Annotated in this window: 21 protein-coding genes; 9 read left to right on the forward strand and 12 right to left on the reverse strand. The window is 66.8% G+C overall.

Annotated features, from left to right (window positions below; all coding sequences use genetic code 11):
* Window positions 1-24: 24 nt before the first annotated feature.
* The 7 genes from ACNA0R_RS15305 to ACNA0R_RS15335 all read left to right on the forward strand — a co-directional run bounded on the left by ACNA0R_RS15305 (window position 25) and on the right by ACNA0R_RS15335 (window position 9,760).
* Window positions 25-1,098, forward strand: coding sequence for a M29 family metallopeptidase (locus ACNA0R_RS15305; RefSeq protein WP_415826883.1), 1,074 nt, complete (start codon window positions 25-27; stop codon window positions 1,096-1,098).
* A complete protein-coding gene (locus ACNA0R_RS15310) occupies window positions 1,095-1,742 on the forward strand; it encodes an isochorismatase family protein (protein ID WP_415826884.1) in 648 nt (215 codons plus the stop codon). The genes ACNA0R_RS15305 and ACNA0R_RS15310 overlap by 4 nt, the downstream gene beginning before the upstream one ends.
* Window positions 1,743-1,780: 38 nt before the next feature.
* Window positions 1,781-4,120: a xanthine dehydrogenase family protein molybdopterin-binding subunit gene (locus ACNA0R_RS15315; RefSeq protein WP_415826885.1), complete on the forward strand. Its 2,340-nt coding sequence runs from the start codon at window positions 1,781-1,783 to the stop codon at window positions 4,118-4,120.
* Window positions 4,121-4,410: 290 nt separating this feature from the next.
* The gene (locus ACNA0R_RS15320) at window positions 4,411-4,956 is read left to right on the forward strand and encodes a sigma-70 family RNA polymerase sigma factor (RefSeq protein ID WP_415826886.1); all 546 of its coding nucleotides are present in this window, start codon (window positions 4,411-4,413) and stop codon (window positions 4,954-4,956) included.
* A gap of 2 nt (window positions 4,957-4,958) precedes the next feature.
* Window positions 4,959-5,969, forward strand: a complete 1,011-nt coding sequence (locus ACNA0R_RS15325; RefSeq protein WP_415826887.1) for a FecR domain-containing protein — start codon at window positions 4,959-4,961, stop codon at window positions 5,967-5,969.
* 186 nt (window positions 5,970-6,155) lie between these two features.
* Complete coding sequence (locus ACNA0R_RS15330; protein ID WP_415826888.1) at window positions 6,156-8,606, forward strand: TonB-dependent siderophore receptor; 2,451 nt, start codon at window positions 6,156-6,158, stop codon at window positions 8,604-8,606.
* Complete coding sequence (locus tag ACNA0R_RS15335; protein WP_415826889.1) at window positions 8,606-9,760, forward strand: PepSY-associated TM helix domain-containing protein; 1,155 nt, start codon at window positions 8,606-8,608, stop codon at window positions 9,758-9,760. The genes ACNA0R_RS15330 and ACNA0R_RS15335 overlap by 1 nt, the downstream gene beginning before the upstream one ends.
* On the opposite strand, the gene ACNA0R_RS15340 is transcribed toward ACNA0R_RS15335, so the two are convergent.
* Both ACNA0R_RS15340 and glmS read right to left on the reverse strand, forming a co-directional pair.
* Window positions 9,711-9,872: a hypothetical protein gene (locus tag ACNA0R_RS15340; RefSeq protein ID WP_415827051.1), complete on the reverse strand. Its 162-nt coding sequence runs from the start codon at window positions 9,870-9,872 to the stop codon at window positions 9,711-9,713. The genes ACNA0R_RS15335 and ACNA0R_RS15340 overlap by 50 nt on opposite strands.
* A gap of 148 nt (window positions 9,873-10,020) precedes the next feature.
* Window positions 10,021-11,853 carry a glutamine--fructose-6-phosphate transaminase (isomerizing) gene (gene glmS, locus ACNA0R_RS15345; protein ID WP_415826890.1) on the reverse strand — a complete coding sequence of 611 codons (1,833 nt, stop codon included), beginning with the start codon at window positions 11,851-11,853 and terminating at the stop codon, window positions 10,021-10,023.
* Window positions 11,854-12,052: 199 nt separating this feature from the next.
* Between glmS and ACNA0R_RS15350 the strand changes: the two genes are divergently transcribed.
* Window positions 12,053-12,532 carry an Lrp/AsnC family transcriptional regulator gene (locus ACNA0R_RS15350; protein WP_415826891.1) on the forward strand — a complete coding sequence of 160 codons (480 nt, stop codon included), beginning with the start codon at window positions 12,053-12,055 and terminating at the stop codon, window positions 12,530-12,532.
* Window positions 12,533-12,577: 45 nt separating this feature from the next.
* Here the strand turns inward: ACNA0R_RS15350 and ACNA0R_RS15355 are convergent, their stop codons facing one another.
* The 6 genes from ACNA0R_RS15355 to ACNA0R_RS15380 form a co-directional block, all read right to left on the reverse strand.
* Window positions 12,578-13,666: a glycosyltransferase family 4 protein gene (locus tag ACNA0R_RS15355; protein WP_415826892.1), complete on the reverse strand. Its 1,089-nt coding sequence runs from the start codon at window positions 13,664-13,666 to the stop codon at window positions 12,578-12,580.
* A complete protein-coding gene (locus ACNA0R_RS15360; RefSeq protein WP_415826893.1) occupies window positions 13,663-14,997 on the reverse strand; it encodes a UDP-glucose dehydrogenase family protein in 1,335 nt (444 codons plus the stop codon). Before ACNA0R_RS15360 ends, ACNA0R_RS15355 begins: the two co-directional genes overlap by 4 nt.
* A 168-nt stretch (window positions 14,998-15,165) precedes the next feature.
* Window positions 15,166-16,509: an MFS transporter gene (locus ACNA0R_RS15365; RefSeq protein ID WP_415827052.1), complete on the reverse strand. Its 1,344-nt coding sequence runs from the start codon at window positions 16,507-16,509 to the stop codon at window positions 15,166-15,168.
* Window positions 16,510-16,592: 83 nt separating this feature from the next.
* Window positions 16,593-17,966, reverse strand: a complete 1,374-nt coding sequence (glmU, locus tag ACNA0R_RS15370; protein WP_415826894.1) for a bifunctional UDP-N-acetylglucosamine diphosphorylase/glucosamine-1-phosphate N-acetyltransferase GlmU — start codon at window positions 17,964-17,966, stop codon at window positions 16,593-16,595.
* A gap of 53 nt (window positions 17,967-18,019) precedes the next feature.
* Complete coding sequence (locus ACNA0R_RS15375; RefSeq protein WP_415826895.1) at window positions 18,020-18,961, reverse strand: PhaM family polyhydroxyalkanoate granule multifunctional regulatory protein; 942 nt, start codon at window positions 18,959-18,961, stop codon at window positions 18,020-18,022.
* Between the two features lie 24 nt (window positions 18,962-18,985).
* Window positions 18,986-19,714, reverse strand: coding sequence for a glycine zipper 2TM domain-containing protein (locus ACNA0R_RS15380; RefSeq protein ID WP_415826896.1), 729 nt, complete (start codon window positions 19,712-19,714; stop codon window positions 18,986-18,988).
* Between the two features lie 198 nt (window positions 19,715-19,912).
* Here ACNA0R_RS15380 and ACNA0R_RS15385 point away from each other — a divergent pair, with 198 nt between their 5' ends.
* Window positions 19,913-20,182: a DUF3717 domain-containing protein gene (locus tag ACNA0R_RS15385; RefSeq protein ID WP_415826897.1), complete on the forward strand. Its 270-nt coding sequence runs from the start codon at window positions 19,913-19,915 to the stop codon at window positions 20,180-20,182.
* A gap of 51 nt (window positions 20,183-20,233) precedes the next feature.
* Here the strand turns inward: ACNA0R_RS15385 and ACNA0R_RS15390 are convergent, their stop codons facing one another.
* From ACNA0R_RS15390 to ACNA0R_RS15405, 4 genes are read right to left on the reverse strand one after another with little or no spacing between them, the layout of a single operon-like run.
* A complete protein-coding gene (locus ACNA0R_RS15390; protein WP_415826898.1) occupies window positions 20,234-20,839 on the reverse strand; it encodes an SCO family protein in 606 nt (201 codons plus the stop codon).
* Between the two features lie 20 nt (window positions 20,840-20,859).
* Window positions 20,860-21,753, reverse strand: a complete 894-nt coding sequence (cyoE, locus tag ACNA0R_RS15395) for a heme o synthase (protein WP_415826899.1) — start codon at window positions 21,751-21,753, stop codon at window positions 20,860-20,862.
* Between the two features lie 30 nt (window positions 21,754-21,783).
* Window positions 21,784-22,827, reverse strand: coding sequence for a COX15/CtaA family protein (locus ACNA0R_RS15400; protein WP_415826900.1), 1,044 nt, complete (start codon window positions 22,825-22,827; stop codon window positions 21,784-21,786).
* A 4-nt stretch (window positions 22,828-22,831) separates the two neighbouring features.
* On the reverse strand, window positions 22,832-23,416 hold the full coding sequence (locus tag ACNA0R_RS15405; protein ID WP_415827053.1) for an SCO family protein: 585 nt from the start codon (window positions 23,414-23,416) through the stop codon (window positions 22,832-22,834).
* Window positions 23,417-23,517: the final 101 nt, after the last annotated feature.

A 23,517-nucleotide genomic window follows, 5' to 3' on the forward strand; every position in this document is an offset into this window, starting at 1 on the left:
CTCCGGACTTCCAAGGAGATCCATATGTCCGTCAGTGACATCGATTTGATCCACGCCTGGAAACAGGTGCTGACGCTGTCCCGGCTGGAAGCGGGCCAGATCGTCACCGTACTTACCGGCGCCGACACGCATCCGCAAACCCTGCGCTGCGCCATCACCGCCGCCAGCGACATGGGCGCGCGCGTCAACCGGCTGGACCTGCCGCCCGTCAATGCCGACAAGTCCATCAGCCGCGACGCGCTGGCGTATCTGGGCGCGACGCCGCTGACCGGCAACCCGGCCGCGATCGCCGCACTGAACGCCAGCGATCTGGTGCTGGACCTGATGACGCTGCTGTTCTCGAATGAACAGCACGACATCCTGAAAACCGGCACCAAGATCCTGCTGGCCATCGAGCCGCCCGAAGTGCTGTGCCGGCTGGTGCCCACCGCGGCCGACCGCGAACGCGTGCGGGCGGCCGCGCGCCGGATCGAAGCGGCGCGGCAGATGCATATCACGTCTGACGCGGGCACCGACCTGCGCTGCGCGCTGGGCGAATTTCCCGCCATCTCCGAATATGGCTTCGTGGACGAGCCCGGCCGTTGGGACCACTGGCCCAGCGGCTTTGTGCTGACCTGGCCCAACGAAGGCCACAGCAATGGCCGCGTGGTGCTGGACCGCGGCGACATCCTGCTGCCCATGAAAGACTACGTCACCGACCCCATCGAGCTCGTCATCGAAAACGGCTACGTCACGCGCATCGAAGGCGGTTTGCAGGCCGACATCCTGAAGGAATACATGGCCGCGTACGAGGACCCGGAAGCCTATGCCGTGTCGCACATCGGCTGGGGACTGCAACCGCGGGCGCAATGGTCCATGCTGGCGCACTACAACAAGGAAGCCCATATCGGCATGGACGCCCGCGCCTTCGAAGGCAACTTCCTGTGGTCCATGGGCCCGAACAACGAAGCGGGCGGCAGCCGCAGCACCGCCTGCCACATTGATATTCCCATGCGCCATTGCAGCGTGGCGCTGGACGACACGCTCGTCGTCGTCAACGGCGTAGTGCAAGACGAACCCGGGCTGGCACGCGCCGCCCGCCGCAAGGACACGCCATGACCTCTTCCCCTCATGCAGCGGCCCCCGTCGTCGGCGACATCTCCGCCTATTCACGCCAGGGCTTTGGCACGCCCTTGCCGCTGAAACCGCCCTATGGCCTGTTGATCGTGGACTTCGTCAACGGCTTTGCGGACCCGGACGTATTGGGCGGGGGTAACATCGCGTCCGCCATCGCGCAGACGCGCCACCTGCTGGCCCACGCCCGCGAACGCGGCTGGCCCGTGGCGCACAGCCGCATCGTGTTTTCGGACGACGACGCCGACAGCAATATCTTCTGCATCAAGGTGCCTGCGATGCTGGCGCTGAAAGAGCACAGCCACAACAGCGCGATCGTGCCGGAACTGGCCCCGGCGCCGGGTGAATACGTGGTACGCAAGAGCACGCCGTCCGCGTTCTTCGGCACCATGCTGGCGCCGTGGCTGGCGCAGCGCGGCGTACAGACGTTGCTGGTGGCCGGCTGCGTCACCAGCGGCTGCGTCCGCGCCAGCGTGGTGGATGCCATGCAGGCGGGCATGCGGCCGCTGGTCGTGGCCGACTGCTGCGGCGACCGCGCCTTGGGGCCGCATGACGCCAACCTGTTCGACATGGCGCAGAAGTACGCCGCCGTGATGCCCCTGGCGCAGGCGATGGCCGATACGCGCTGACGTCGGCATAATCGTCCATCGGCCCAAGCCCGCCCGCCATGACTCTGCCCTCGCCCCAGCATCTTTCCGCCGCGCTGCTTGCGCATCCCGACGCCTTGCTGGTCGTGCGCGAGCCGTCCGCGCCGCCACGCCCCGCACCGGGCCAACCCGGGTCGGCATCGGACTATGTGCAGCCTACGCCCGAGATCTTCATTGCCGTGGTGGGCACCGCTGACAACGAGGTGGACAGCCATGGCGCGCCGGCGCCTGGTTGGCGCGTGCTGGCCTTCAACGGCCACGTGGACCTGGGCACCGGCATCCGCACGGCGCTGGCGCAGATCGTTGCCGAAGAACTCGACATAACGCTGGCGCGCTTGGACATGGTGCTGGGCCACACCAACGCCGCCCCGAACCAGGGGCCCACCATCGCCAGCGCCAGCATCCAGATTTCAGCCGTGCCGCTGCGCCGCGCGGCGGCGCAGGCGCGAGAATACCTGCTGGAGCGCGCGGCGCGGCGATGGAACGTGGGCAGAGACGCGCTGTGCGTGCGCGACGGCGTGGTGTCCGTCGCCGCGGACGCCAATGCCGCCACCCACGCGACCGGCAACACTCCCGCACGCCAACTGCACTACGGCGACCTTATCGCCGGCCAACACGTCCGGCTGACCTTGGCCGCTCAGGATCAGCCGGTGCGCCTGAAACCCGCAAGCGAATACCGCATCGTCGGCCAGGGCGTGGCACGCGTGGACATCCCCGCCAAGGCCACAGGTGAACTCAGCTTCGTGCACGACGTGCGCGTGCCTGGCATGCGCCACGGCCGCGTGATCCGGCCGCCCCACCCGGGGCGCGACGCGGGTGACTTCATCGGCCGTTGCCTCATCGACGTGGACGCCGGATCCGTGGCGCACTTGCCCGGCAATGTTCAGGTGGTAACGCAAGGCGACTTCATCGGCGTCGTGGCCGACCGCGAAGAGCAGGCCATTGCCGCCATGCGCGCGCTGAAGGTGCGCTGGCGCCCGGTGCCGCCCGCGCCTCGCCTGGATGATCTGGCCACGGCCATTCGCGCCAACCCCGCCCGCCCGCGGATGCTGATCGACGATGGCGATGTCGATGCCGCGCTGGCGCCGGCCCCCGCCGCCACGCAACTGCGCCGCAGCTATGTGTGGCCCTATCAGATGCACGCGTCCATCGGCCCGTCCTGTGCCGTGGCGGATTTTTGCGATGGCAGGCTGACGGTATGGACAGGCACACAGAACCCGCACATGCTGCGCGCCGACCTGGACCGCCTGCTGAAGCTGGGTGAAGGCCGGATCGACCTGATCCGCATGGAGGCCGCTGGCTGCTACGGCCGCAACTGCGCCGACGATGTCAGCGCCGACGCGGCGCTGCTCGCCATGGCCGTGGGCGCGCCGGTACGCGTGCAGCTCACGCGTGAACAGGAACACCAATGGGAACCCAAGGGCACAGGCCAGTTGATGGACGTCAGCGCGGCGGTGGATGCGCACGGCGACCTGCTGGCCTATGACTTCGCCGTGCGCTACCCTTCCAACGACGCGCCCTTGCTGGCGCTGCTCCTGACCGGCGCTGTATCGGGCGAGCCTCGCACCTTGGAGATGGGCGACCGCACCGCCGACCCGCCGTACCGTTACGCCAAGCGCCGCGTCGTCTGCCACGACATGCCGCCGCTGGTGCGCTCGTCGTGGCTGCGCGGCGTGTCGGCCTTGCCCAATTCCTTTGCGCACGATTGCATGATCGACGAACTGGCCCACACGGCGGGCGCCGACCCGGTCCAATTCCGCTTGCGGCATCTGGACGATCCGCGCGCCAGCGCCCTCATCGGCGCCACCGCCAGGCGGGCGGGATGGCAGGCGGGCGCCACCGGGTCGCGGGGCCGGCCCGATGCCGACGGCATGCTGCACGGACGCGGTGTGGCGTACGCGCGCTATGTGCACAGCAAGTTTCCGGGGTTTGGCGCGGCGTGGGCGGCCTGGGTCATCGACTTGCACGTAGAGGCAGCCACCGGACGCATCCGCGTGACGCGCGTCGTGGTGGGCCACGACGCGGGCATGATCGTCAACCCCGACGGCGTGCGCCATCAGATTCATGGCAACGTCAATCAGACGCTCAGCCGCTGCCTGCTGGAGAAAGTGGATTTTGATGCGGCGGGCGTGGCCAGCCGGGAATGGGGCGGCTACCCGATCATCGGTTTCAAGGACTTGCCGGACATCGATGTGCTGCTGATGCCCCGGCAGGACGAACCGCCGCTGGGCGCCGGGGAATCCGCGTCGGTGCCCGGCCCCGCCGCCATCGCCAATGCCTTGTTCGACGCGACCGGCAAGCGCTTCTACGAAGCGCCCTTCACGCCGGACGCGGTGCGAGCCGTGCTGGCGGCGTGCTGACAGGACAGGCATCGCGCCAATGCGATTGCGTGCCCGACCGGCCGCGCGCCCAGCGCCCATCGGCCCGGCGCCAGCGTCGATCTCTAACTTGCTTTGCGAGTAGATCCTTCGCCGGCCGCGCTACGCGGGCGGCGCGTACCTCAGCCGCCCGCGCCATAAGCTTTGCGTAACGATCGCAGGACGATCCGCCTCGGACGAGGCATTGCTAGAAACAGGAGATTTCAGTTATAAACAATAACCATTCCTATTTCTATTTGGCTCGGCTTGCGCTGCGCCAGGGTTTCAGCCCGATGTCCGTCGTCATGCCCCCTGCGCACCAAGACTTGAGCGCTCTATACCGAGATCATCACGGCTGGCTGCTGGGATGGCTGCGGCGCCGCCTGGGTAATGCCGCAGACGCAGCCGATCTGGCGCACGACGCCTTCCTGCGGCTGATCCTTAAGCCGGCGCCCGACGGTTTTGCCACCGGCGGCGCTGCGCGGGCCTATCTGCGCGCCATGGCGCAGGGACTATGCACGGATCTCTGGCGGCGGCGAGAAGTAGAGCAGGCCTGGCTGGAATGCCTTGCGGCCCAGCCCGTCGCCTGCGTGCCTTCCCCAGAACACCATTCGCTGGTCATCGAAACCCTGATGGAGGTCGGCGAGTGGCTCGGGCGCCTTCCGGAAACGGTACGCACGGCCTTCATCCAGGCTCAGATACATGGGCTTTCGACGCGAGAGATCGCCGACCATATGGGCGTGTCCCTGCGCATGGTGCAGAAGTACTTGGCTCGAGCCATGCTGCACCTCGCGCTGATCGATGCCGGGCTGACTTCTTCCAGTACGCACAGGTCCTAGCCATGCCGGCCTCACTTCCGCCGGTCTTTGCCGAAGACCGCTCCGTGCAAGCGGATTATGAAAGCCTGAAAGTGGCTGCCGAGTGGTATGCGGTATTGCAGGATGCCGAGCATGGCCCCGGGCAGCACGCCGCATGGCAACGCTGGCTGGACGCGCGGCCGGAACATCGCCGCGCCTGGGCGCACGTCGAAGCTGTAAGTCGGCGCTTTGCGCTGCTGCGTAACGATGGCGAGCGCGAAGCCGCGGAGCAAGCGGTACGAGTGGCTTCCCGCCGCGCGCCGTCGCGCCGCCAGGCCGTCGGCCGCGTCCTGGCGCTGGGCGGCGTGGGGCTCCTGGGCTGGCTGGCCTGGCGGCTCACGCCCTTGCCCGCCGTCGTGGCGGCGTGGCATTCCGACTATGCCACCGGAGTCGGCGAACAACGCGAGATCATCCTCGCCGACGATACCCGCGTCCGGCTCAATACCCGCAGCGCCATCGACGTCCATTTCAAGGAGGATCGCCGCCTGATAGCGCTGGTCCGTGGCGAAATCCTCGTCGAAACGGGCAAGGATGCCCGGCAACGTCCTTTTTTCGTCGACACCCGCTACGGTCGGCTGCAAGCATTGGGCACCCGTTTCACGGTAAGACAGGCGGATGACGATGTCCTGTTGGCGGTCTATGACGGGCAGGTGCGCATCGAGAACCTTGCCGGCCGCGTTGCGCTCGTCCGTGCCGGCGAACAAAGGCGTTACACCGCCGACGGCATCTCCATGGCCGCCCCCGCCGACCCCGCGCGCGATGCCTGGTCTCGCGGCGTGATCCTGGCGGAGGATCTGCCCCTCGCCGATCTCATCGCGGAACTGGGCCGCTATCACCCCGGGTATACAGGCGTCGATCCCCGCGTCGCCGGCCTGCGCGTCGTCGGCCGCTATCCGGCCCACGACATGGATCGCACGCTGGCCATGCTCGAGCGGGAGCTGCCGATACGCGTCCAGCGCACGCTGCCGTGGTGGGTGACGCTCGAGCCCAGGTAAGCACGCTCGCGAAAATTTCACGCCACGGTTCGCTTTTTCTCTGCTCGTTCGATTAACAGGGAAAGAGGACCCCACGCAGCCGTGCCGCGCCCATATGGCCATACCGTCCGTGACGGCCGGCCGCCCCCCATGCCCGGAAGCGGTGGACCTCTCCTTGACCACCTCCACTCCAAGGAAAGCCGTTCGATGCGCCGCCTGTTGCCACCTGTCCACCTGGGACTGTCCTCCCGCCTATTGCCGCGCACTGCCGCCGTCGGCCGCATGGCGCGCAAGACCGTGCTCGGCGCGATCCTGATGACGGACGCGGGCGTCGCCACGGTCTATGCGCAGGCCAGCGGACGTGCCGCCGCAGCGGCCCCCATCCACGCCTACGACGTTCCAGCGGGCCCCCTGGCGGGCGCCTTGAGCCGTTTCGCCCAGCAGGCCGATATTCTTCTCAGTGTGCCCGCGGCTCTGACGGCCGGTAAAAACAGCCCCGGAGTACGCGGCGCATATACCGTCGAGGACGCATTCCGGATACTGCTCGACAACACCGCCCTGGAAGCTGTTCGCCAGACCGACGGCGGCTACGCCTTGCGGCCCGCGCACGCCGACGCGATCTTGCCCACCGTATCGGTGACCGCCTCGGCCGCCGCGTCGGCCGACGAACCTTACCCGGGCGGCGAGGTGGCGCGCGGCGCCAGAATCGGCCTGCTGGGCGATCGGGATTTCCTCGACACCCCCTTCAGCGTGACCTCGTACACCTCCAAGCTGATCGAGGACCAGCAGGCGCAGAACATTGGCGACGTTCTGCTCAACGACCCTTCGGTGCGCAATACCTATTCGCGCGGCGCAGGCCGCGACGAGTTCAATATCCGCGGCTTCACGCTGTTCAATTACGACGTCGCCTACAACGGCCTCTATGGCATCTCTCCCCGCAATGCCACCTCGCTGATCGGCATCGAGAGGGTCGAGGTTTTGCGTGGTCCCAACGCTTTGCTCAACGGCATGGCGCCGTTCGGCTCGGTTGGCGGCTCGATCAACCTGGTGCCCAAGCGCGCCGGCGCCGAACCCCTGAACCGTGTCACGCTGTCCTATATCGAGAACAGCCAGTTCGGCGTGCAGGCCGATATCGCGCGCCGTTTCGGCGAAGACCAGCGCACCGGCATGCGCCTGAATGTGCTGCGCAGCGACGGCGACATGAACATATCCGGTGCCGGCGAGGACATGGGGGCGTTGTCGCTCGGCCTGGACTATCGCGGCAACCGCTTCCGCATCGAGGGGGACATCAATTACCAGAACCGAGTGACCGATGCGCGCAGCGGTCTGCTATTTCCTCCCCCTTCGGGCGAAGACATCGGCCACGCGCCGGACCCGAAGCGAAACTTCTTCCCCGACTGGACCTATTGGAAGGCGAAGGAGTGGACCGGCGACGTGCGCGCCGAATACGACCTCTCCGACGACTGGACCGTGTACGGGGCGTTGGGTGCGCGCAAGCACGATTTCGAAAGCCTGCAGACGAGCTGGCTGATGCTCGACCCGGCGGGCACGATAGGCTCCGTGCCCGCCCGCCTGAACGAAAAACTCTGGAGCAAGACCGGCGAGGTCGGCATCCGTGGGCGTTTCGATACCGGCCCGATTGCGCACCAGCCGGTGCTGTCGGCCAGCTTCCTCGACATCGACTATTCGTCGGCGCGCGTGCGTTCGTCCACCGTGTTCTCCGACCTGTACGATCCCGTCGATCTGGCCAAACCGTCCATCGCCATGCCCCACGACCTTGGCAAGACCAGCGAGACACGGCTGTACAGCGTCGCACTGGCCGACACGCTCTCGGCAATGGACGGCGCGGTGCAATTGACCGGGGGCCTGCGCCAGCAACGTGTGCAATCGGTGAACTATAACCCCGCCACCGGCGAGCGCTTATCGGATTACGGAAAATCCGCCGTCACGCCGGCGATCGCGCTGACGGTGAAGCCTACCCCGCAACTGGCGCTGTACAGCAACTACATCGAAGGCCTGAGCCAGGGCGGCACCGCGCCGGCGGAAGCCGTGAACGCCGGCGAGACCTTCAAGCCCAACGTATCGAAGCAGTATGAAGTCGGCGTCAAGTACGACTTCGGCACGGTGGCGACTACCTTGAGCGCGTTCCAGATCGAGCAGCCCAGCGCCTACCTGGACCCGGTGACGCTGCGCTACCAGGCCGCCGGCGAGCAGCGCAACCGCGGCGTGGAGTTTCTGGTGCAGGGCGAGCCCGTGCGCCGTGTGCGGCTCTTGGGCGGCGTGGCCTACACCGCCGGTGTCTTGACCAAGACCGAGGGCGGCGTGAACGACGGCCACGTCGCGCCAGCCGTGCCGCGCTGGCAATTCAACGCCTCCGCTGAGTGGGATACGCCTTTTGTGCAGGGCTTGACTCTGACGGCACGCGTGCTGCGCACCAGCTCGCAATACGTCGATGCGGCGAACACGCAGCAAATCCCCAGTTGGACCCGCTTCGACGTGGGCGCGCGCTATGCGATGAACATCAACCGTACACCGGTGACCTTGCGGGCAACGGTGGAGAACGTATTCAACAAGCACTATTGGCAGTCGGCCGCGCGCGAAGGCCTGACGGTGGCCGCCCCCCGCACGGTACTGCTGTCCGTCACCGCGGAGTTCTAGTGCGGCGGCCCGCCGGAAGTCCACTGCCCGCGCGGACGGTGCGCGGCAAGGCCTGGTATCTGGTCCACAAGTGGACCAGCCTGGCCTGTACCCTTTTCATGCTGGTGGCCTGCGTCTCGGGCCTGCCCTTGATCTTCCGCGACGAAATCGTCGACTGGCTGGACGCTGCCCCGTCCTGGCCGAGCGTCACGCCGGGCACGTCCCCTCCTGTACTCGACCGTCTGGTGGACCAGGCTCTCCAACGCTATCCCACGCACCGGATCGTAGAACTCGAAGTCGCCCAGGACGCTGCCAGCGTCATCATGACGCTGGCGCCCGGGCACGACGCCCCGTCCGGGGCGTCCTCGATCCGGCTGCAGTACGATGCGCGCACAGGTATGCTGTTGCAGGCGATGGACAGCGCCGGCGAAGGTCCAGGGACCCGCATCATGAACGTCATGATTCGCCTGCACATCGACCTCTATGCCCGCCTTCCTGGCCAGCTATATCTTGGGTTCATGGCGCTGCTCCTGGCGGTGGCAGTGATATCGGGCGCCGTCCTCTATCATCCGTACATGAAGAAAATCCCGTTTGGCACCGTCCGTGCCACACGGGCTCCGCGCCTGAAATGGCTGGACCTGCACAACCTGCTGGGAATTGTCACGCTGGTCTGGACGCTCATGATGGGCGTTACCGGCGCCATCCACGAACTGGCGGTTCCCTTGTTCCGTTACTGGCTGTCCCACGACGTCCGGGCTGCCGTGGCCATGGCGGGCGGAGATCCGGCTACTGGCTCCTCGCGACTGGCCTCGGTGCAACAGGCCTACGCCACCGCGAAGGCCGCTGTTCCCGGCCGTGTAGTGGAGTCGCTGCGTTTCCCCGATGCCGGCCTGGGCCTCTCCCATCACTACCTGCTGTGGGCCAAGGGTGCAACGCCGCTGGGCGCCCACCTTTTTGACGGAGTCCTGGTGGACGCGCGTACGGGCCGATTGACGGCGGTCCTGGAAATGCCCTGGTACCTGCGTGTGCTGCAGTTCTCGCGACCGCTGCACTATGGTGATCCCGCCGGCCTGCCGCTCAAGATCATCTGGGCTGCGTTGGACCTGATCATGATCGTTATCCTGCTTAGCGGGCTATATCTTTGGCGCAAGCGCAAAGTCCAGGAGACGAAGTAGCCGTCGCCGCCACCAGGCCGTGAGTCGGTGACCCGTCTGGAACACGCTGACGCTGCGCGATAAGCCATCGGTGCAGCGTCTGAGCGATCGGCTGCGCGTGTTCTTGTCGCATGCTTCGCCGTTCGTCGGCGGGCAGACCGACGACGTCTCGCGCAGCGCATTTACCTTTTCTTCGATGGCCGCCATGTCGGCGTTCATCGTCTCTTGCAGCAGGCTTGCCCGCGCGGCGCTCTTTCACGCTACCCCAGCCGACTCCGCCCTCACTCCACCGTCACGCTCTTCGCCAGATTCCGCGGCTTGTCCACGTCCGTGCCCCGCGCGCACGCCGTGTGATACGCCAGCAGCTGCAGCGGAATGGTGTGCAGAATGGGCGACAGCTTGCCGTAGTGTTCCGGCATGCGTATCACGTGGGTGCCGTTGCCGCTGCCGATGCGGCTGTCCGCGTCGGCGAACACATACAGCTCGCCGCCGCGCGCGCGCACTTCCTGCATATTGGATTTCAGCTTCTCCAGCAGGGCGTCGTTCGGCGCGATGGTGACGACCGGCATCTGTTCGGTGACCAGCGCCAGCGGGCCGTGCTTCAGTTCGCCGGCGGGATAGGCCTCGGCGTGGATGTAGCTGATTTCCTTCAGCTTCAAGGCGCCTTCCAGGGCGATCGGATAATGCAGGCCGCGGCCCAGGAACAGCGCGTTTTCCTTGGTGGCGAAGCGGGCCGCCCAGCCCATGATTTGCGGCTCCAGCGCCAGCACCGACCCGATCGCCACCGGCAGATGGCGCAGCGCGCGGATGTGCTCGGCTTCCTCTTCATCCGTCAAACGGCCGTGCGTCTGCGCCAGGCCCAGCGTCAGCATGAACAAGGCCGTCAGCTGCGTGGTGAATGCCTTGGTCGACGCCACGCCGATCTCGACGCCGGCGCGCGTGATGAAATTCAGCTTGCATTCCCGCACCATTGCGCTGGTGGCGACGTTGCAGATGGTCAGCGTGTTTTCCATGCCCAGGCCGCGCGCGTGCTTCAGCGCGGCCAGCGTGTCGGCGGTTTCGCCCGATTGCGAGATGGTGACCACCAGCGTGCGCGGGTTGGGCACGCTGTCGCGATAACGGTATTCGCTGGCGATCTCCACCGCGACGGGCAGCTTGGCCAGCGACTCGATCCAGTACTTCGCGGTCAGGCCCGCGTAGTAGCTGGTGCCGCAGGCCAGGATCAATACCGAATCCGTGTCCTTGAACACGCGGTAGGCGCCGTCGCCGAACAGTTCGGGCGTGATGGTCTCGATGTCCTGCAGGGTATCGCCAACCGCGCGCGGCTGCTCGAAGATTTCCTTCTGCATGAAATGCCGGTAAGGGCCGAGCTCGGCGGCGCCGGTATGCACCTGCACGGTGTTGACCTTGCGTTCGACCGGCCGGCCCTGCTCGTCGACGATCCAGACGCGCGTCAGCTGCAGGTCCACCACGTCGCCGTCTTCCAGATAGATGATGCGGTCGGTGGTGCCGGCCAGCGCCAGCGCGTCGGAAGCCAGGAAGTTTTCGTTATCGCCGATGCCGACCACCAGCGGCGAGCCCTGGCGCGCGCCCACCACGCGATGCGGCTCGTCGCGGCAGAAGACGGCGATGGCGTAGGCGCCATGCAGGCGGCGCACGGCCTGCTGCACGGCCTCGAACAGATCGCCGGCGTACAAGTGGTTGACCAGATGGGCGATGACTTCGGTGTCGGTCTGGCTTTCGAACACGTAGCCCGCGGCCTGCAGTTCGGCGCGCAGCTCATCGTGGTTTTCGATGATGCCGTTGTGGACCAGCGCGATGCGCGCCGCGTCCTTGCCGAAGCTGGAAAAGTGCGGATGGGCGTTGTGCGTGGCCGGGGCGCCGTGCGTGGCCCAGCGGGTATGGGAAATTCCCGTGAAGCCGGACAGATGATCGCGGCGGATTTGCTCGCTGAGCTCGGCTACGCGCTCGGTGCTGCGGGTGCGGCGCAGCTGGCCGTCGGCGTAGACCGCCACGCCGCAGGAGTCATAGCCCCGGTACTCCAGGCGCCGCAGGCCCTCGACCAGGATGGGGGTGATGTCGCGTTGGGCGACCGCGCCGACGATTCCGCACATGGGAGGCTCCAGGGTTGTTTGATGCAGTGCGAGGATTGTGCGGCGGCGCCCAAGAAATCGGATTTCTTATTTTACTCAAAGATGAAATTTTTGGACTGCATACTCTCATGGAGAAATTTTCATAAACTAAATACGATAAATTTTTCATAAAATTCCATCACCAGCGTCTTGCCGCGCCTTGCGCCGGGATTTCTCCACCATGAACGCACCAGAAGCACTACCCGAACTGGACGAGCTGGACCGCCGCATCCTGGACCAGCTCCAGACCGACGCCTCCCTGACCAACCAGGAACTCGCCGAAAAGGTCCATGCCTCCCCGCCCACCTGCCTGCGGCGCGTCCGGCGCCTGCGGGAACTCGGCATTATCGAGAAGCAGGTCGCCATCCTGGATCCGGCCAGGCTGGGCAGCAGCCTGACGGCGTTGGTGGAAGTGACACTGGATGTCCAGGCGGCAGAACGGATGGACGAGTTCGAAGCGCGCATGCGCGACGAGCCGGCGGTGCTGCAGTGCTATCGCGTCTCGCCCGGACCGGATTTTCTGCTGATCGCGCAGGTCCGGGACATGCCGGCATATCACGCGCTGGTGCACCGGGCGTTCACCGCGCAGGCGAACGTGCGCAACGTGCGGACTTTTTTCTCGGTGCATCGCGCGAAGTTCGAGACGCGCCTGGTCGTCTAGCGCATCGCGGCCCGGCTCGCCCCTTCGACAAGGTTCGGAACGCCGTCAGGACGCCTCGATCCGCCGCGCCTCGCCGCGCTCGCGCAGCAGCCGTTCGAACTGGGCCAGATACCGATCGCCCATGCCGCGTACATCATGCTCGGCGCGCACGTAGTCATAAGCCTTCTGTACGACCTGCCGGCGCAAGGCCGCATCGTCCAGCAGCCGCCCCATGCCCGCCGCCAGGGCGCGATAGTCCTCCACGGGACAGAGTATGCCGCGCCCGTCGGCCAGGCTTTCCTTCAAGCCGCCGGCGTCGGTAGAAACGACCGGCACGCGGCGCAGGAAGGCGTCGAACACGCTGCTGCCCAGCGCCTCTTCGCGCGAGCTCATGGCGAAGACGTCCATGGCGGCGTAGAAGTCCTCCACGCCCTTGCGGAAGCCCGCGAACAGATAGACGGACTGCAATCCCAGCTCGGCCACCAGCGCGCGCGCCTGGGCTTCGTTGTTCCCGCCCGCGCCGAAATGGACGAAGATGAAATCCAGCCGCGTCTCGGCCAGCTCTCCCACGGCGCGGATCATGGTCAGCGGATCCTTGTCGTGGATCAAGGCGGCTGACGTGGCGATGATTTTTTTGCCGGGCAGTTTGAATTCGGAAGACAGCCGGGCCAGGTTGGCGGTGTCGATCGGCGCCGGCAACACCGCGCTGCGGATGATGACCGGCTCGATGCCCAGGCGGCGCGGCTCGGCGGCCGCCATTTCGCTGATGGCCACCAGCAGGTCCACGCGCCGCCATTTGCCGCCGGTTTTCCATTCCTCGCCCGGCTTGACCACGAACGACGTGCGCCGCGAGAACACCACGGGGCGTCCATGCAGCGCCTTGGTCAGCACCGCCCACGTGACCGTATTGGCGGTCTGGGCATGGATGATGTCGTAGCGCCGCCCGCGCGTGGCCAGGAAAGCGATCTGCCCCGGCACATGCTTGACGGGATGCACCGTAAAGCCCTGCTCGGCGGCGCGCTGCGCCAAAGGACAGCCGGCGCGCGCCAGCAGCTCGACCTCGTGCCCCGCATCGCGAAAGGCCATCATGCAGTACAGGGTTTGTCTTTCCCCGCCCCGCCAGCCCTTCTCGAAGTTGAGCTGCAGGATCTTCATGCGCGGCCGATGCCCTCGTAATCGAAGCCCATGGCCTTGAGTTCGGCCGCGTTGTACTGATTCCGGCCGTCCAGGATCAGCGGCGACTTCAGCAGCGCCAGGACGCGCTCGAAATCGGGCGCGCGGAAGGCCTTCCATTCGGTGACGAGCAGCAGCCCGTCCGCCGCGTCCAGGGCCTGGTACATATCGGCGACGAACTCGACCTTGTCCTGCACGTCGGGCATGCGGCCGACGACCTTGCGCGCCTCATCCATGGCGACGGGATCGTAGGCGCGGATGCGCGCGCCGCGCCGCGCCAGCTCCTGGATGACCGTCAGGCTGGGCGCTTCGCGCATATCGTCGGTATTGGGCTTGAAGGCCAGCCCCCAGAGCGCGAAGGTGCGGCCGTTCAGGTTCTCGCCATAGCGGCGCGCCACTTTCTCCGGCAGGCGGTATTTCTGCGCATCATTGGCGGTTTCCACGGCCTGGATGACGCGCATCGGCAGTCCATGCTGTTCCGCCGTGCGCACCAATGCCTGCACATCCTTGGGGAAGCAGGAACCGCCGTAGCCCGCGCCGGGATACAGAAACTGGTAACCGATGCGCGGGTCCGCGCCGATACCGCGGCGCACCTGCTCGATGTCCGCGTTCAGGATCTCGGCCAGATTGGCCATTTCGTTCATGAAGGAAATACGCGTGGCCAGCATGGCATTGGCGGCGTATTTCGTCAGTTCGGCGGAGCGCACGTCCATGACCATGAGCCGGTCGTGCGTACGCTGGAACGGCTCATAGATACGCCGCATCACGCCGACGGTGTACTCGTCGTCCGCGCCCACGATCACGCGATCCGGGCTCATGAAGTCCTGGATCGCCGCGCCTTCCTTCAGGAATTCCGGATTGGAAGCCACGCTGAACGGGAAATCGACGCCGCGCTCGGCCAGCACCTGGGCCACGGCCTGGCGTACCTTGTCCGCGGTGCCGACCGGCACGGTGGACTTGTCGACAATGATCTTGCGGCCGGTCATGTGACGGGCAATATTGCGCGCGGCTTCCAGCACGTACTGCAGGTCGGCCGAGCCGTCCTCGCCGGGCGGCGTGCCGACGGCGATGAACTGCACGTCGCCATGGCGCACGCTTTCGGCGACATCGGTGGTGAAGTGCAGCCGGCCGCCCTTGGCGTTGCGGCGCACGAGCTCTTCCAGGCCCGGCTCGTAGATCGGAATGTCGTTCTGCTTCAGGCGCGCGACCTTGGTGGCGTCGACGTCCAGGCACATGACATCGTTGCCCATTTCCGCCAGGCAGGCCCCGGATACCAGGCCGACATATCCCGTACCCACCACGGTGATCTTCATTGATAAATGCCCTTCATCGATTCATCCGCGCGCAACGCGCGGCCATGGCCGCATTATAGGAGCCGGCCATGCGCGGGCGGCGTAGGCGCCGCCCGCTACCGGTTAACGGCTGATCGCCCGCGAAAATAAGCCGGCGGACGCGCGCCGGATCCGTCACCGCGCGGTCATCTAGCCTTTGCGCGGCGGCTGCGCCACGCGCGAGAAGCGGACGGTATTGACGAGCACCGCCATGCCGGCGCATAGCGCGCCCAGGCTGATGGCCACCAGCGGCCCCTTGGCGGGGAACAGGCCGAACGCGGTGGCCACGAGCGCGGTGCCGAAACTCTGCCCGAAAACGCGCGTGGTCGCCTGCACGCCGCCGATCGCGCCGCTACGCGTACGCGGCGCCGAAGAGATCATCGACCGGTTGTTGGGCGTCTGGAAGAAACCGAACCCCAGGCCGCAGAGGAACATACCGGCGACGATCCAGGGATTCGAGGCGCTGTGCGGCAGCACCGCCAGCCATATCAGGCCCACCATCATGCAGCCGGCGCCGGCGCCGCTGAGCATGGCCACCGAATAGCGGTCGGACAGGCGACCCGCCAGCGGCGCGACCACCGCGGTGCCGACCGGCCAGGCGGCCAGCAGCATGCCCACTTCCAGGTGCGGCCGTCCCAGCACCGATTGGAAATAGAAGGGCAGCGACACGTAGGCGCTCATCTGCGCCGCGAACGTACATCCCGACGCGGCCACCGCATAGGCCACCGGCTGGATGCGCAGCAGATCCACCGGCACCAGCGGCGCGGTCTGGCGGCTGGCCCGCCGCACCAGCAGGATGCCCGCCAGCACGGAGATCGCCACCATCCCCAATCCGCGGACCAGGTCCTGATGCAGGTTGTCGACGCCGGTGATGAACACCCCCAGCACCACCATGCAAAGCAGGGCGCTGATCACGTCGAAAGGCGCCGTGTTGCGCGGCGGGTCCGGCAGGAAGCGCACCAGGAACAAGCCAAAAATACCGATAGGCACGTTGACCGCGAAAATCCACGGCCAGTCGGCCACGGACAATATGATCGATCCCAGCGTCGGTCCCAGTACGGACATCACCGCCACCAGCGTGGCGTTCAGGCTGATCCCGCGGCCCAGCTTGGCCAGCGGATAGATATTGCGCACCAGCCCGCCGAACATGCACATCAGCGACGCCGCCCCCACGCCCTGGAACATGCGCGCCGCGATCAGCGTCGTCAGGGAACTGGCCATCGCGCAGACCAGCGAGGCCAGCGTGAACAGGGCCAGCCCCAGGCCGAACATGCGGCGGAATCCCACCCGCTCGGCCAGCGCCGACAAGGGCAGCAGCATGATCACGACCGACACGCTATAGGCGTTGACGATCCACACCGCGCTGGCGGGGGCGATATTCAGGTCCGCCGATATCGTCGGCAGCGCGACGTTGGCAATGGTCGCATCGAGCACGGCCAGCGTCATGCCCAGCATGACGACACCGGCCGCCCAGTAGCGGCGCGGCGTGGGCAGCCCCTCGAAAACAGGCTTGGGACCGCCCGGTCCCTGTGGCGTGGCGCCGGACGATGCGTTGGCAGGCGCGCTGCTCTGGTCCTTCACGATTTTTTCTTGACCGGGCGCTGCCAGCCGTCGATGGTGGTCTGCCGGCTACGCGATACGACCAGCTTGCCGGCCGGCGCATCGCGCGTCAGCGTGGTGCCGGCGCCCAGCGTCGCCCCCTGGCCGACGCGCACGGGCGCCACCAGTTGGCTGTCGGAGCCGATGAAGACGTCGTCCTCGATGATCGTGCGGTACTTATTCGCGCCGTCGTAGTTGCAGGTAATCGCGCCCGCGCCCACGTTGACGCGCGCGCCCACGTCGGCATCGCCGATATAGGCCAGATGGTTCGCCTTGCTGTCCTCGCCGACCTTGCTGTTCTTCACTTCGACGAAATTGCCGATGTGAGCACGGTCGGCCAGCGCCGTACCGGGACGCAGACGGGCATACGGACCAATGCGGGCGTCCTGGCCTATGGTCGCGTCCTGCAGATGGCTGAAGGCTTCGACGATGGTGCCGGCGCCCACGCTGACGTCGCGCAGCACGCAATGCGGTCCGACGCGCACGCCGTCACCAAGCTCGACATTGCCTTCGAACACGCAGCCGACGTCGATGAATACATCGCGGCCGACCCGCATGGCGCCACGCAGGTCGAAGCGCGCGGGATCGGCGATGGTCGCGCCGGCGTCGAGCAGGCGGCGCGCCTGTTCGCGTTGCCAAGTGCGTTCCAGTTCGGCCTGCTGCAGGCGGCTGTTGACGCCCAGTGTTTCCCAATGCGCGGCGGGCTGCGCGCTGCCGACCGGCACGCCGTCCTGCACGGACAGGCCGACCACGTCGGTCAGGTAGTACTCGCCCTGGGCATTGCGGTTGTCGATGCGCGTCAGCCATTCTTTCAGGCGGGCGGTCGGCGCGGCCAGGATGCCGGTATTGACTTCGACGATGGCGCGCTCGGCCTCCGACGCATCCTTGTGTTCGACGATGCGGCGAATGTTGCCCTGCTCGTCGCGCACGATGCGGCCATAACCCGTCGGGTCGGCCAGGGTTTCGGTCAGCACCGCCATGCCGTCTCCGCGTGCCGCCAGCAGGCGTCGCAGCGTGTCGGGCTGGACCAGGGGCACGTCGCCGTACAGCACCAGCGTGGCGTCGTCGGCGTCGCCTTCGCTCAATAGCGGGACGGCCTGCGCCACGGCATGGCCCGTGCCGTGCTGCGGCTGCTGCAGCGCGAAGCTCAGGTCGGCCTGGTCCTTGAATGCCGCCTGGACGCGTTCGGCGCCGTGTCCGACCACGACGACGATGCGCGCGGGGTCCAGCGCACGCGCGCTGTCCACCACGTGGCCCAGCATGGAACGGCCGGCCAGCGTGTGCAACACCTTGGGGAGATCGGATTGCATGCGCTTGCCCAACCCGGCAGCGAGGATGACGACATTAAGCATGGAATTTCGATGAGAATGCGCCGCCTCGTGGGCGGCGCATGGCTGGAAGGAAACTACGATTGGTCCGGGTCCGATTGTATTTTGTTTTTCCTGACCGCCGTTTTACGGGGCGCGCCTTGGCCGGCCCCTACGGCCTTGCCGGCCGCGCGTTTCGACGCTGCCGGGGCACGGTCCGCCTGCTGATTCATACCGGCGGCACCTTGCCGTTCGGACCCGGCTTTGCCACTCGACGTACCCGTGGCGGCGCCCGGCGTGGCATTGCCTGAAGCCGCGGCGCCCGGCGTCGACATGCCCGGCATGCTGGCGGCCGTCGCGGCGGCCAGCTGGTTGAACTGCTGCTGCAGCATCCCCCACCAGGCCTCCGAAGCCGATTGCGCGGCCTGGTTGATGGCCTGGGCCGACCCGGCCGAAGCCGACGGCCCAGCCGACGCTGCCTCTTCGGCGGCCGCGCCTTCGCCGGCTGCCGACCTGGCGGCATTGTCCCCGGCGCCCGCCGACGCATCCGCGGGTGTCTCCATCCGCGCACCGGCCTCCGCACGCGAAGGCGATGCCTCGCCGGATCGGGCGGCCTCACCGGACCACGCCTGCCGGCCGGCGCCGGCGGACGCAGGCGCCGGCTTCAGCCCGAGAACAATCTCCAGCGGCGAAGCGCCGCCGGCATCCTGTCCCAGGGCGCCCAGGTTGTCCACGAAAGAACGCAAGGTAGCGATGGTGGAGCGCTGCACTTCCAGACCCTGGATGGTGCTGCTCAACATCGACAGATTCATGCGCAGCCAGCTTTCCACCGCGCGCAGTTCGGCGATGCGGCGTTCCAGGTCCTGCAGGTTCATCGGCGGCGTCATGGGCATGACCTGCGCCAGGCCGCCCGGGCCGGTCAACCCCGCCCAGGCCTGCCGCATCATTTCCATGCTGGCCAGCAGCGGATTGCTGGCCGCATCGGCCGCGCCTTGTCCCATGCCGGGCAGAACGAATGGATTGCTATTGTGATCTGTCATGTCGTCCTCGCGCCGCCCCCTGGTTCAACCCGGCAGCAGTTGGTTGTTCTCCACGCGTATCGCTTGACCCGGGGAATACTGGAAAGGCGTCGCGCTGTGGAACGTGTGGGTGTGGCCGTCGTTGGTCCGCGCCACCAACTGATACCGTGTCACGGTCTGTTGCTGCTTGATATTACGCTCGATTTCGCGGCCTGCCAAAGCGCCGCCCACGGCGCCCAGAACGGTCAACGCGGTCCTGCCGTGGCCGCCGCCGAATTGATTGCCGACGACGCCGCCCACCACGCCGCCGGCCACCGTACCGACGATGGGCTCATCCTTGTTTTGCACCGGCACTTGCACGGTATTCACGGAAACGACCACGCCGCATTGCGGACATGCCGCGGCCGCCTGCTGCTGCGATGAGGGCGGCTGCGTGGCCGGCGCCTGTGCCGCGCGTTGCGAGGAAGTCGTCGCGGGCTGCGCGGCGGCGGCGCGGGGCGCGGTCGTGGAAGGCGCCGCGGCGGCCGCCTGGGACGGCCCCGGGGTGGCCTGCCCGCCGGGCAGCGGCGCCAGGTTGGCGTCTTCCGGGCCTGGCACGGTGCCCGCGCTCTGCTCGCGAGCCGCCTCTTGTTGCGCCTTGGGCGTCGGCAGCCAGCCCAGGATGGCCGCGGTGGCGACGGCGCACAGCGCGATCACGCAGACGGAGGCTATGGCCACCAGGGGATGCAGGCCGCGCCTGGCGGCCATCCCATGCAAAGGTGCTGGAGCATTCATGATGGAACTCCTTCAGAAAAACACGGCCCGATGTATAGCACCCGGTCCTATTTTCAGCGTATTGCCAAAGTGACCGTTTGAAAGTTTTGCAAGGCCGGACGCGGTTTCGACCGTACCGTTGAAACCACCGCGGGCGAACAACCGTTTCCGGCCCGCGCCGCGGCGTGACTTCACGCAAGGTTCTGGGACAATGGACCGATGGATACCGTCATTCCGATCACACGGCTGGAAGATGCAATCAACTACTGGCGCAACCGCCTACCCGCCACCGGCGAGGAATCGCGCCTGTGCGCCGAGGCCTCCGCGCTGGCCACGCCCTATGCATTGATGATCCTGGCGGGACGCCGGGATATTTCCCTGGGCGAGCTCGACGCGCCCGCCCAGGCCGCCTTTGCCGCCTGGGACGCGGCCGCGAACAGGGCCAACAGGGCCAACACGCTCAACGAGGCCAGCAAATCCGGGCCGTAGGCCGCGCCCTAAGCCCGCTTCGGCCTGGCCCGGCCGGCCGTGCCCCGGTAATCAGGTCAGCAAGGCCTTGATGTCGTGCGCCAGCGAGGCGACGTCCGACCCGTTCCCCGCCAGCACGCGCGCCTCGCCCTTCGCGTCGAGCAGATAAAAGGCCGCGCTGTGGTCCATGCTGTAGTCCTTGCCGTTCTTGGCCGGCACCTTGGCGTAGTACACCTTGAATGACGTAGCGGCCTGCTTGACCTGCTCCGGCGTGCCGGTCAGGCCCACGAAGGACGGGTTGAAGGTCTGCACGTACTGCTTCAGCACATCCGGCGTATCGCGCTCCGGGTCCACGCTGATCATGACGACCTGCACGCGCGACGCCTGGTCGCCCAGCGCCTGCATGACCTGGGACAGCTCCGCCAATGCCGTCGGGCAGACGTCCGGGCACTGGGTGTAGCCGAAGAAGACCACCATCACCTTGCCCGCATAGTCGGACAGGGTACGCGGCCGGCCATCCTGGTCCACCATCGACAGGTTCTTGCCCAAATGGGTGCCGGTAATGTCGCTGCCCTTGAAGGAAGGCGCATCCTGGCCGCAGGCCGCCAGCAGGCTGGCGATGGGCGCGGCGGCGAAGGCCCGCAGCAAGGCGCGGCGCGGAACGGCGATAGCAGGCATGGAAGAAATCTCGCGGCGGGTCAGGCGAGCAGTTGGGCCCAGTGATCGATCAGCAGGGCGCCAAACAGCAGCGACAGGTACACGATGGAATAGCGAAACAGCTTGCGGGCCAGGGCATCGGAATAAGCGCGGTACAGCTGCCAGGCATAAGCGACGAACACAGCCCCCAGCACCACCGCGCTGACCAGATAGACCAGGCCGCTCATGCGGATCGCATAAGGCAGCAGGGTCGTGGCCAGCAGCGCGATACTGTAAAGCAGAATATGCAGGCGGGTGAATTTCCGCCCATGCGTCACGGGCAGCATGGGCAGGCCGGCCTTGGCGTAATCGTTCATGCGGTACAGCGCCAGCGCCCAGAAATGCGGCGGCGTCCAGATGAAGATGATCAGGACCAGTACCCAGGCCTGGGCCGGCGTGGCATTGGCAATGGCCGCCCAGCCCAGCGCCGGCGGCATGGCGCCGGACAGTCCGCCGATGACGATGTTCTGCGGCGTGCGGGGCTTGAGGATGACGGTATAGATCACCGCATAGCCGACGAACGTGGCGAAGGTCAGCCACATCGTCAGGGGATTCACCAGGTTGTACAGCACCAGCATGCCGGCGCCGCCCAGCAGGCCGGACAAGGCGATCACCTGCTGCGGCAGGATGCTGCCGCGCGCGGTCGGCCGCCGCGCGGTGCGCAGCATGCGCGCGTCCACTTCCTGTTCGATCAGGCAGTTGATGGCGAAGGCGGCCGCGGCCAGCAGCCAGATGCCCAGGGTCGCATAGGCCACCCGCTTCAGGTCCGGCATGCCGGGCGCCGCCAGGAACATGCCGATGACGGCGCAAAACACCGCGAGCTGTGTCACGCGGGGCTTGGTAAGCACCAGGTACTGGCGCAGCAATCCGGAATCGGAGGCAACGAAACTGGTCATGATGGACGGTATTTTAAACCCCCTGCGGCGTCAGGACCTGTCAGCAGCCAGCACGGCGCCGTTGAAGGGCCTGTACGCCGGACGCCCGGCGGTGGCCAGCCGCACCTGCAAGGTGACCCCCGCCAGGACCAGCCCGGCTGCTCCGCCGTTGTGCAGGACGGCGATGAGCAGCGGCCATTCGAAGAAAATGGTGGTCAGGCCCGTCAGCAACTGCGCCAGCAGCAGGCAAAGCATCAGCCGGGCGGGGCCGCGGAGGCCGGGCTCTTTCAGCAAGCGGAAACCGAGCGTGCCCAGATAGATGAACACCACGAACGCGAAATTGCGGTGTACCCAATGGATGGCCGTCAGCGCGTACTGCGAGATCATTTCGCCGGACGGCAATTCGCCCAGTGCGCGGATGATGGAATAGCCGCCCGCGAAATCCATGGGCGGCAGCCACTGCCCCTGGCACATGGGAAAGTCCATGCAGGCCAGGGCCGCGTAGTTGGTGCTGACCCAGCCGCCCAGGGCGATCTGCACTACAAGCAGCGCAAGGCCGCCCGCCATCCAGGGTCGCCAGCGCGCGGCGCCGGCGCTCAGGGGCTGGTAGGGTCGTTCGCGCGCGGCCAGCCAGGTCATGACCGCCAGGGTCAACATGCCAAACAGCAAATGGGCGGTGACGACCACCGGCATCAGCTGATGGGTGACCGTCCAGGCTCCGAAGGCGCCCTGCACGCAGACGATCACCAGCGTCGCGGTCGCCAGCGCCGGGGAACGACCGAGCCGGGCGCGATAACGCCAGGCCATGTAGACGATGGCGATGATCAGCATGCCCAGGATGGAGCCGGCATAGCGGTGGATCATCTCGATCCAGGCCTTGGACAGCGATACGGGACCGAAGGGCATGGCGCTGTTGGCGGCGTGGATGTCGTGCAGCGAACCCAGCGGCGTCACGCTGCCGTAGCAGCCGGGCCAGTCGGGGCAGCCCAGGCCCGAATCGGTCAGCCGCACGAAGGCGCCGAACATGATCAGGTCCAGCGTCAGGAACCAGGTAAAGAAAACCAGCTTGCGGTAGCGGTGGATAACGGTGTCCATGAACTCAGCCAATGCGCGAGTTGTAGATCAGCTTGCTGACGTCCTTGCGCACCTTTACCGGATCGGCTTCGGCGGGGAATTGCAGCATCAAATGGCCTAGCGGATCGACCATCCAGATCGGTCCCGCGAGCGCCGCGGCGCCCTGTGCGGCGGCTGGTCCGGCACCCGTGCCCGAACCTTGGCCAGCCGTTTGACCCGCCCCCGTGCCCGCGGGCGCGCCCAGCAGGAACGGCGCGAGCTGTTCGGGCCGCCCGCGCACCATGACGGTCCCGCGATACGCCTCCAGCACTTTCTGCGGCACGGGCGCATCGTCGGTGATGAACCACACGCGGGCCACGCGGTCGACATTCTTGCCCTGGCTGGCGTGGGTATTGCGGATGATGAACAGTTTGCGGGCGCAGGATTCGGGGCATTCGCCGCCGTCCGCCGTCATCAGCAGCCATTTGCCCTTCAGGCTGGACAGATCGAAAGGCTGGCCGTCCAGGGTCGCCAGCGGCAGCTCCGCGGCGCCGGGTATATCGCGCTGCGGCTGGACCAGGGTGCCGTAGTTGCTGCTGTCATCGGGCCACCATTGCGGGTTCAGGTACATGACCACGGCGCCCAGGATGGGCGCCAGCGTGATCAGGAAGATCGCGATCAGGACGGACCGGCCGCGGCGCGGGGCGGCGCGCGGTCGCTCGGGTGCGGAAG

Source organism: Bordetella sputigena (assembly GCF_965137885.1).
Lineage (GTDB): Bacteria > Pseudomonadota > Gammaproteobacteria > Burkholderiales > Burkholderiaceae_B > Bordetella_C > Bordetella_C sputigena.

Bases quoted from the DNA above. Each gene is read 5' to 3' on its own strand.
- ACNA0R_RS15305 (WP_415826883.1), top strand. From the start codon at position 25: ATGTCCGTCAGTGACATCGATTTGATCCACGCCTGGAAACAGGTGCTG.
- ACNA0R_RS15310 (WP_415826884.1), top strand. From the start codon at position 1,095: ATGACCTCTTCCCCTCATGCAGCGGCCCCCGTCGTCGGCGACATCTCC.
- ACNA0R_RS15315 (WP_415826885.1), top strand. From the start codon at position 1,781: ATGACTCTGCCCTCGCCCCAGCATCTTTCCGCCGCGCTGCTTGCGCAT.
- ACNA0R_RS15320 (WP_415826886.1), top strand. From the start codon at position 4,411: ATGTCCGTCGTCATGCCCCCTGCGCACCAAGACTTGAGCGCTCTATAC.
- ACNA0R_RS15325 (WP_415826887.1), top strand. From the start codon at position 4,959: ATGCCGGCCTCACTTCCGCCGGTCTTTGCCGAAGACCGCTCCGTGCAA.
- ACNA0R_RS15330 (WP_415826888.1), top strand. From the start codon at position 6,156: ATGCGCCGCCTGTTGCCACCTGTCCACCTGGGACTGTCCTCCCGCCTA.
- ACNA0R_RS15340 (WP_415827051.1), bottom strand. From the start codon at position 9,872: ATGCGACAAGAACACGCGCAGCCGATCGCTCAGACGCTGCACCGATGG.
- glmS (WP_415826890.1), bottom strand. From the start codon at position 11,853: ATGTGCGGAATCGTCGGCGCGGTCGCCCAACGCGACATCACCCCCATC.
- ACNA0R_RS15350 (WP_415826891.1), top strand. From the start codon at position 12,053: ATGAACGCACCAGAAGCACTACCCGAACTGGACGAGCTGGACCGCCGC.
- ACNA0R_RS15355 (WP_415826892.1), bottom strand. From the start codon at position 13,666: ATGAAGATCCTGCAGCTCAACTTCGAGAAGGGCTGGCGGGGCGGGGAA.
- ACNA0R_RS15360 (WP_415826893.1), bottom strand. From the start codon at position 14,997: ATGAAGATCACCGTGGTGGGTACGGGATATGTCGGCCTGGTATCCGGG.
- glmU (WP_415826894.1), bottom strand. From the start codon at position 17,966: ATGCTTAATGTCGTCATCCTCGCTGCCGGGTTGGGCAAGCGCATGCAA.
- ACNA0R_RS15375 (WP_415826895.1), bottom strand. From the start codon at position 18,961: ATGACAGATCACAATAGCAATCCATTCGTTCTGCCCGGCATGGGACAA.
- ACNA0R_RS15380 (WP_415826896.1), bottom strand. From the start codon at position 19,714: ATGAATGCTCCAGCACCTTTGCATGGGATGGCCGCCAGGCGCGGCCTG.
- ACNA0R_RS15385 (WP_415826897.1), top strand. From the start codon at position 19,913: ATGGATACCGTCATTCCGATCACACGGCTGGAAGATGCAATCAACTAC.
- ACNA0R_RS15390 (WP_415826898.1), bottom strand. From the start codon at position 20,839: ATGCCTGCTATCGCCGTTCCGCGCCGCGCCTTGCTGCGGGCCTTCGCC.
- cyoE (WP_415826899.1), bottom strand. From the start codon at position 21,753: ATGACCAGTTTCGTTGCCTCCGATTCCGGATTGCTGCGCCAGTACCTG.
- ACNA0R_RS15400 (WP_415826900.1), bottom strand. From the start codon at position 22,827: ATGGACACCGTTATCCACCGCTACCGCAAGCTGGTTTTCTTTACCTGG.
- ACNA0R_RS15405 (WP_415827053.1), bottom strand. From the start codon at position 23,416: ATGTACCTGAACCCGCAATGGTGGCCCGATGACAGCAGCAACTACGGC.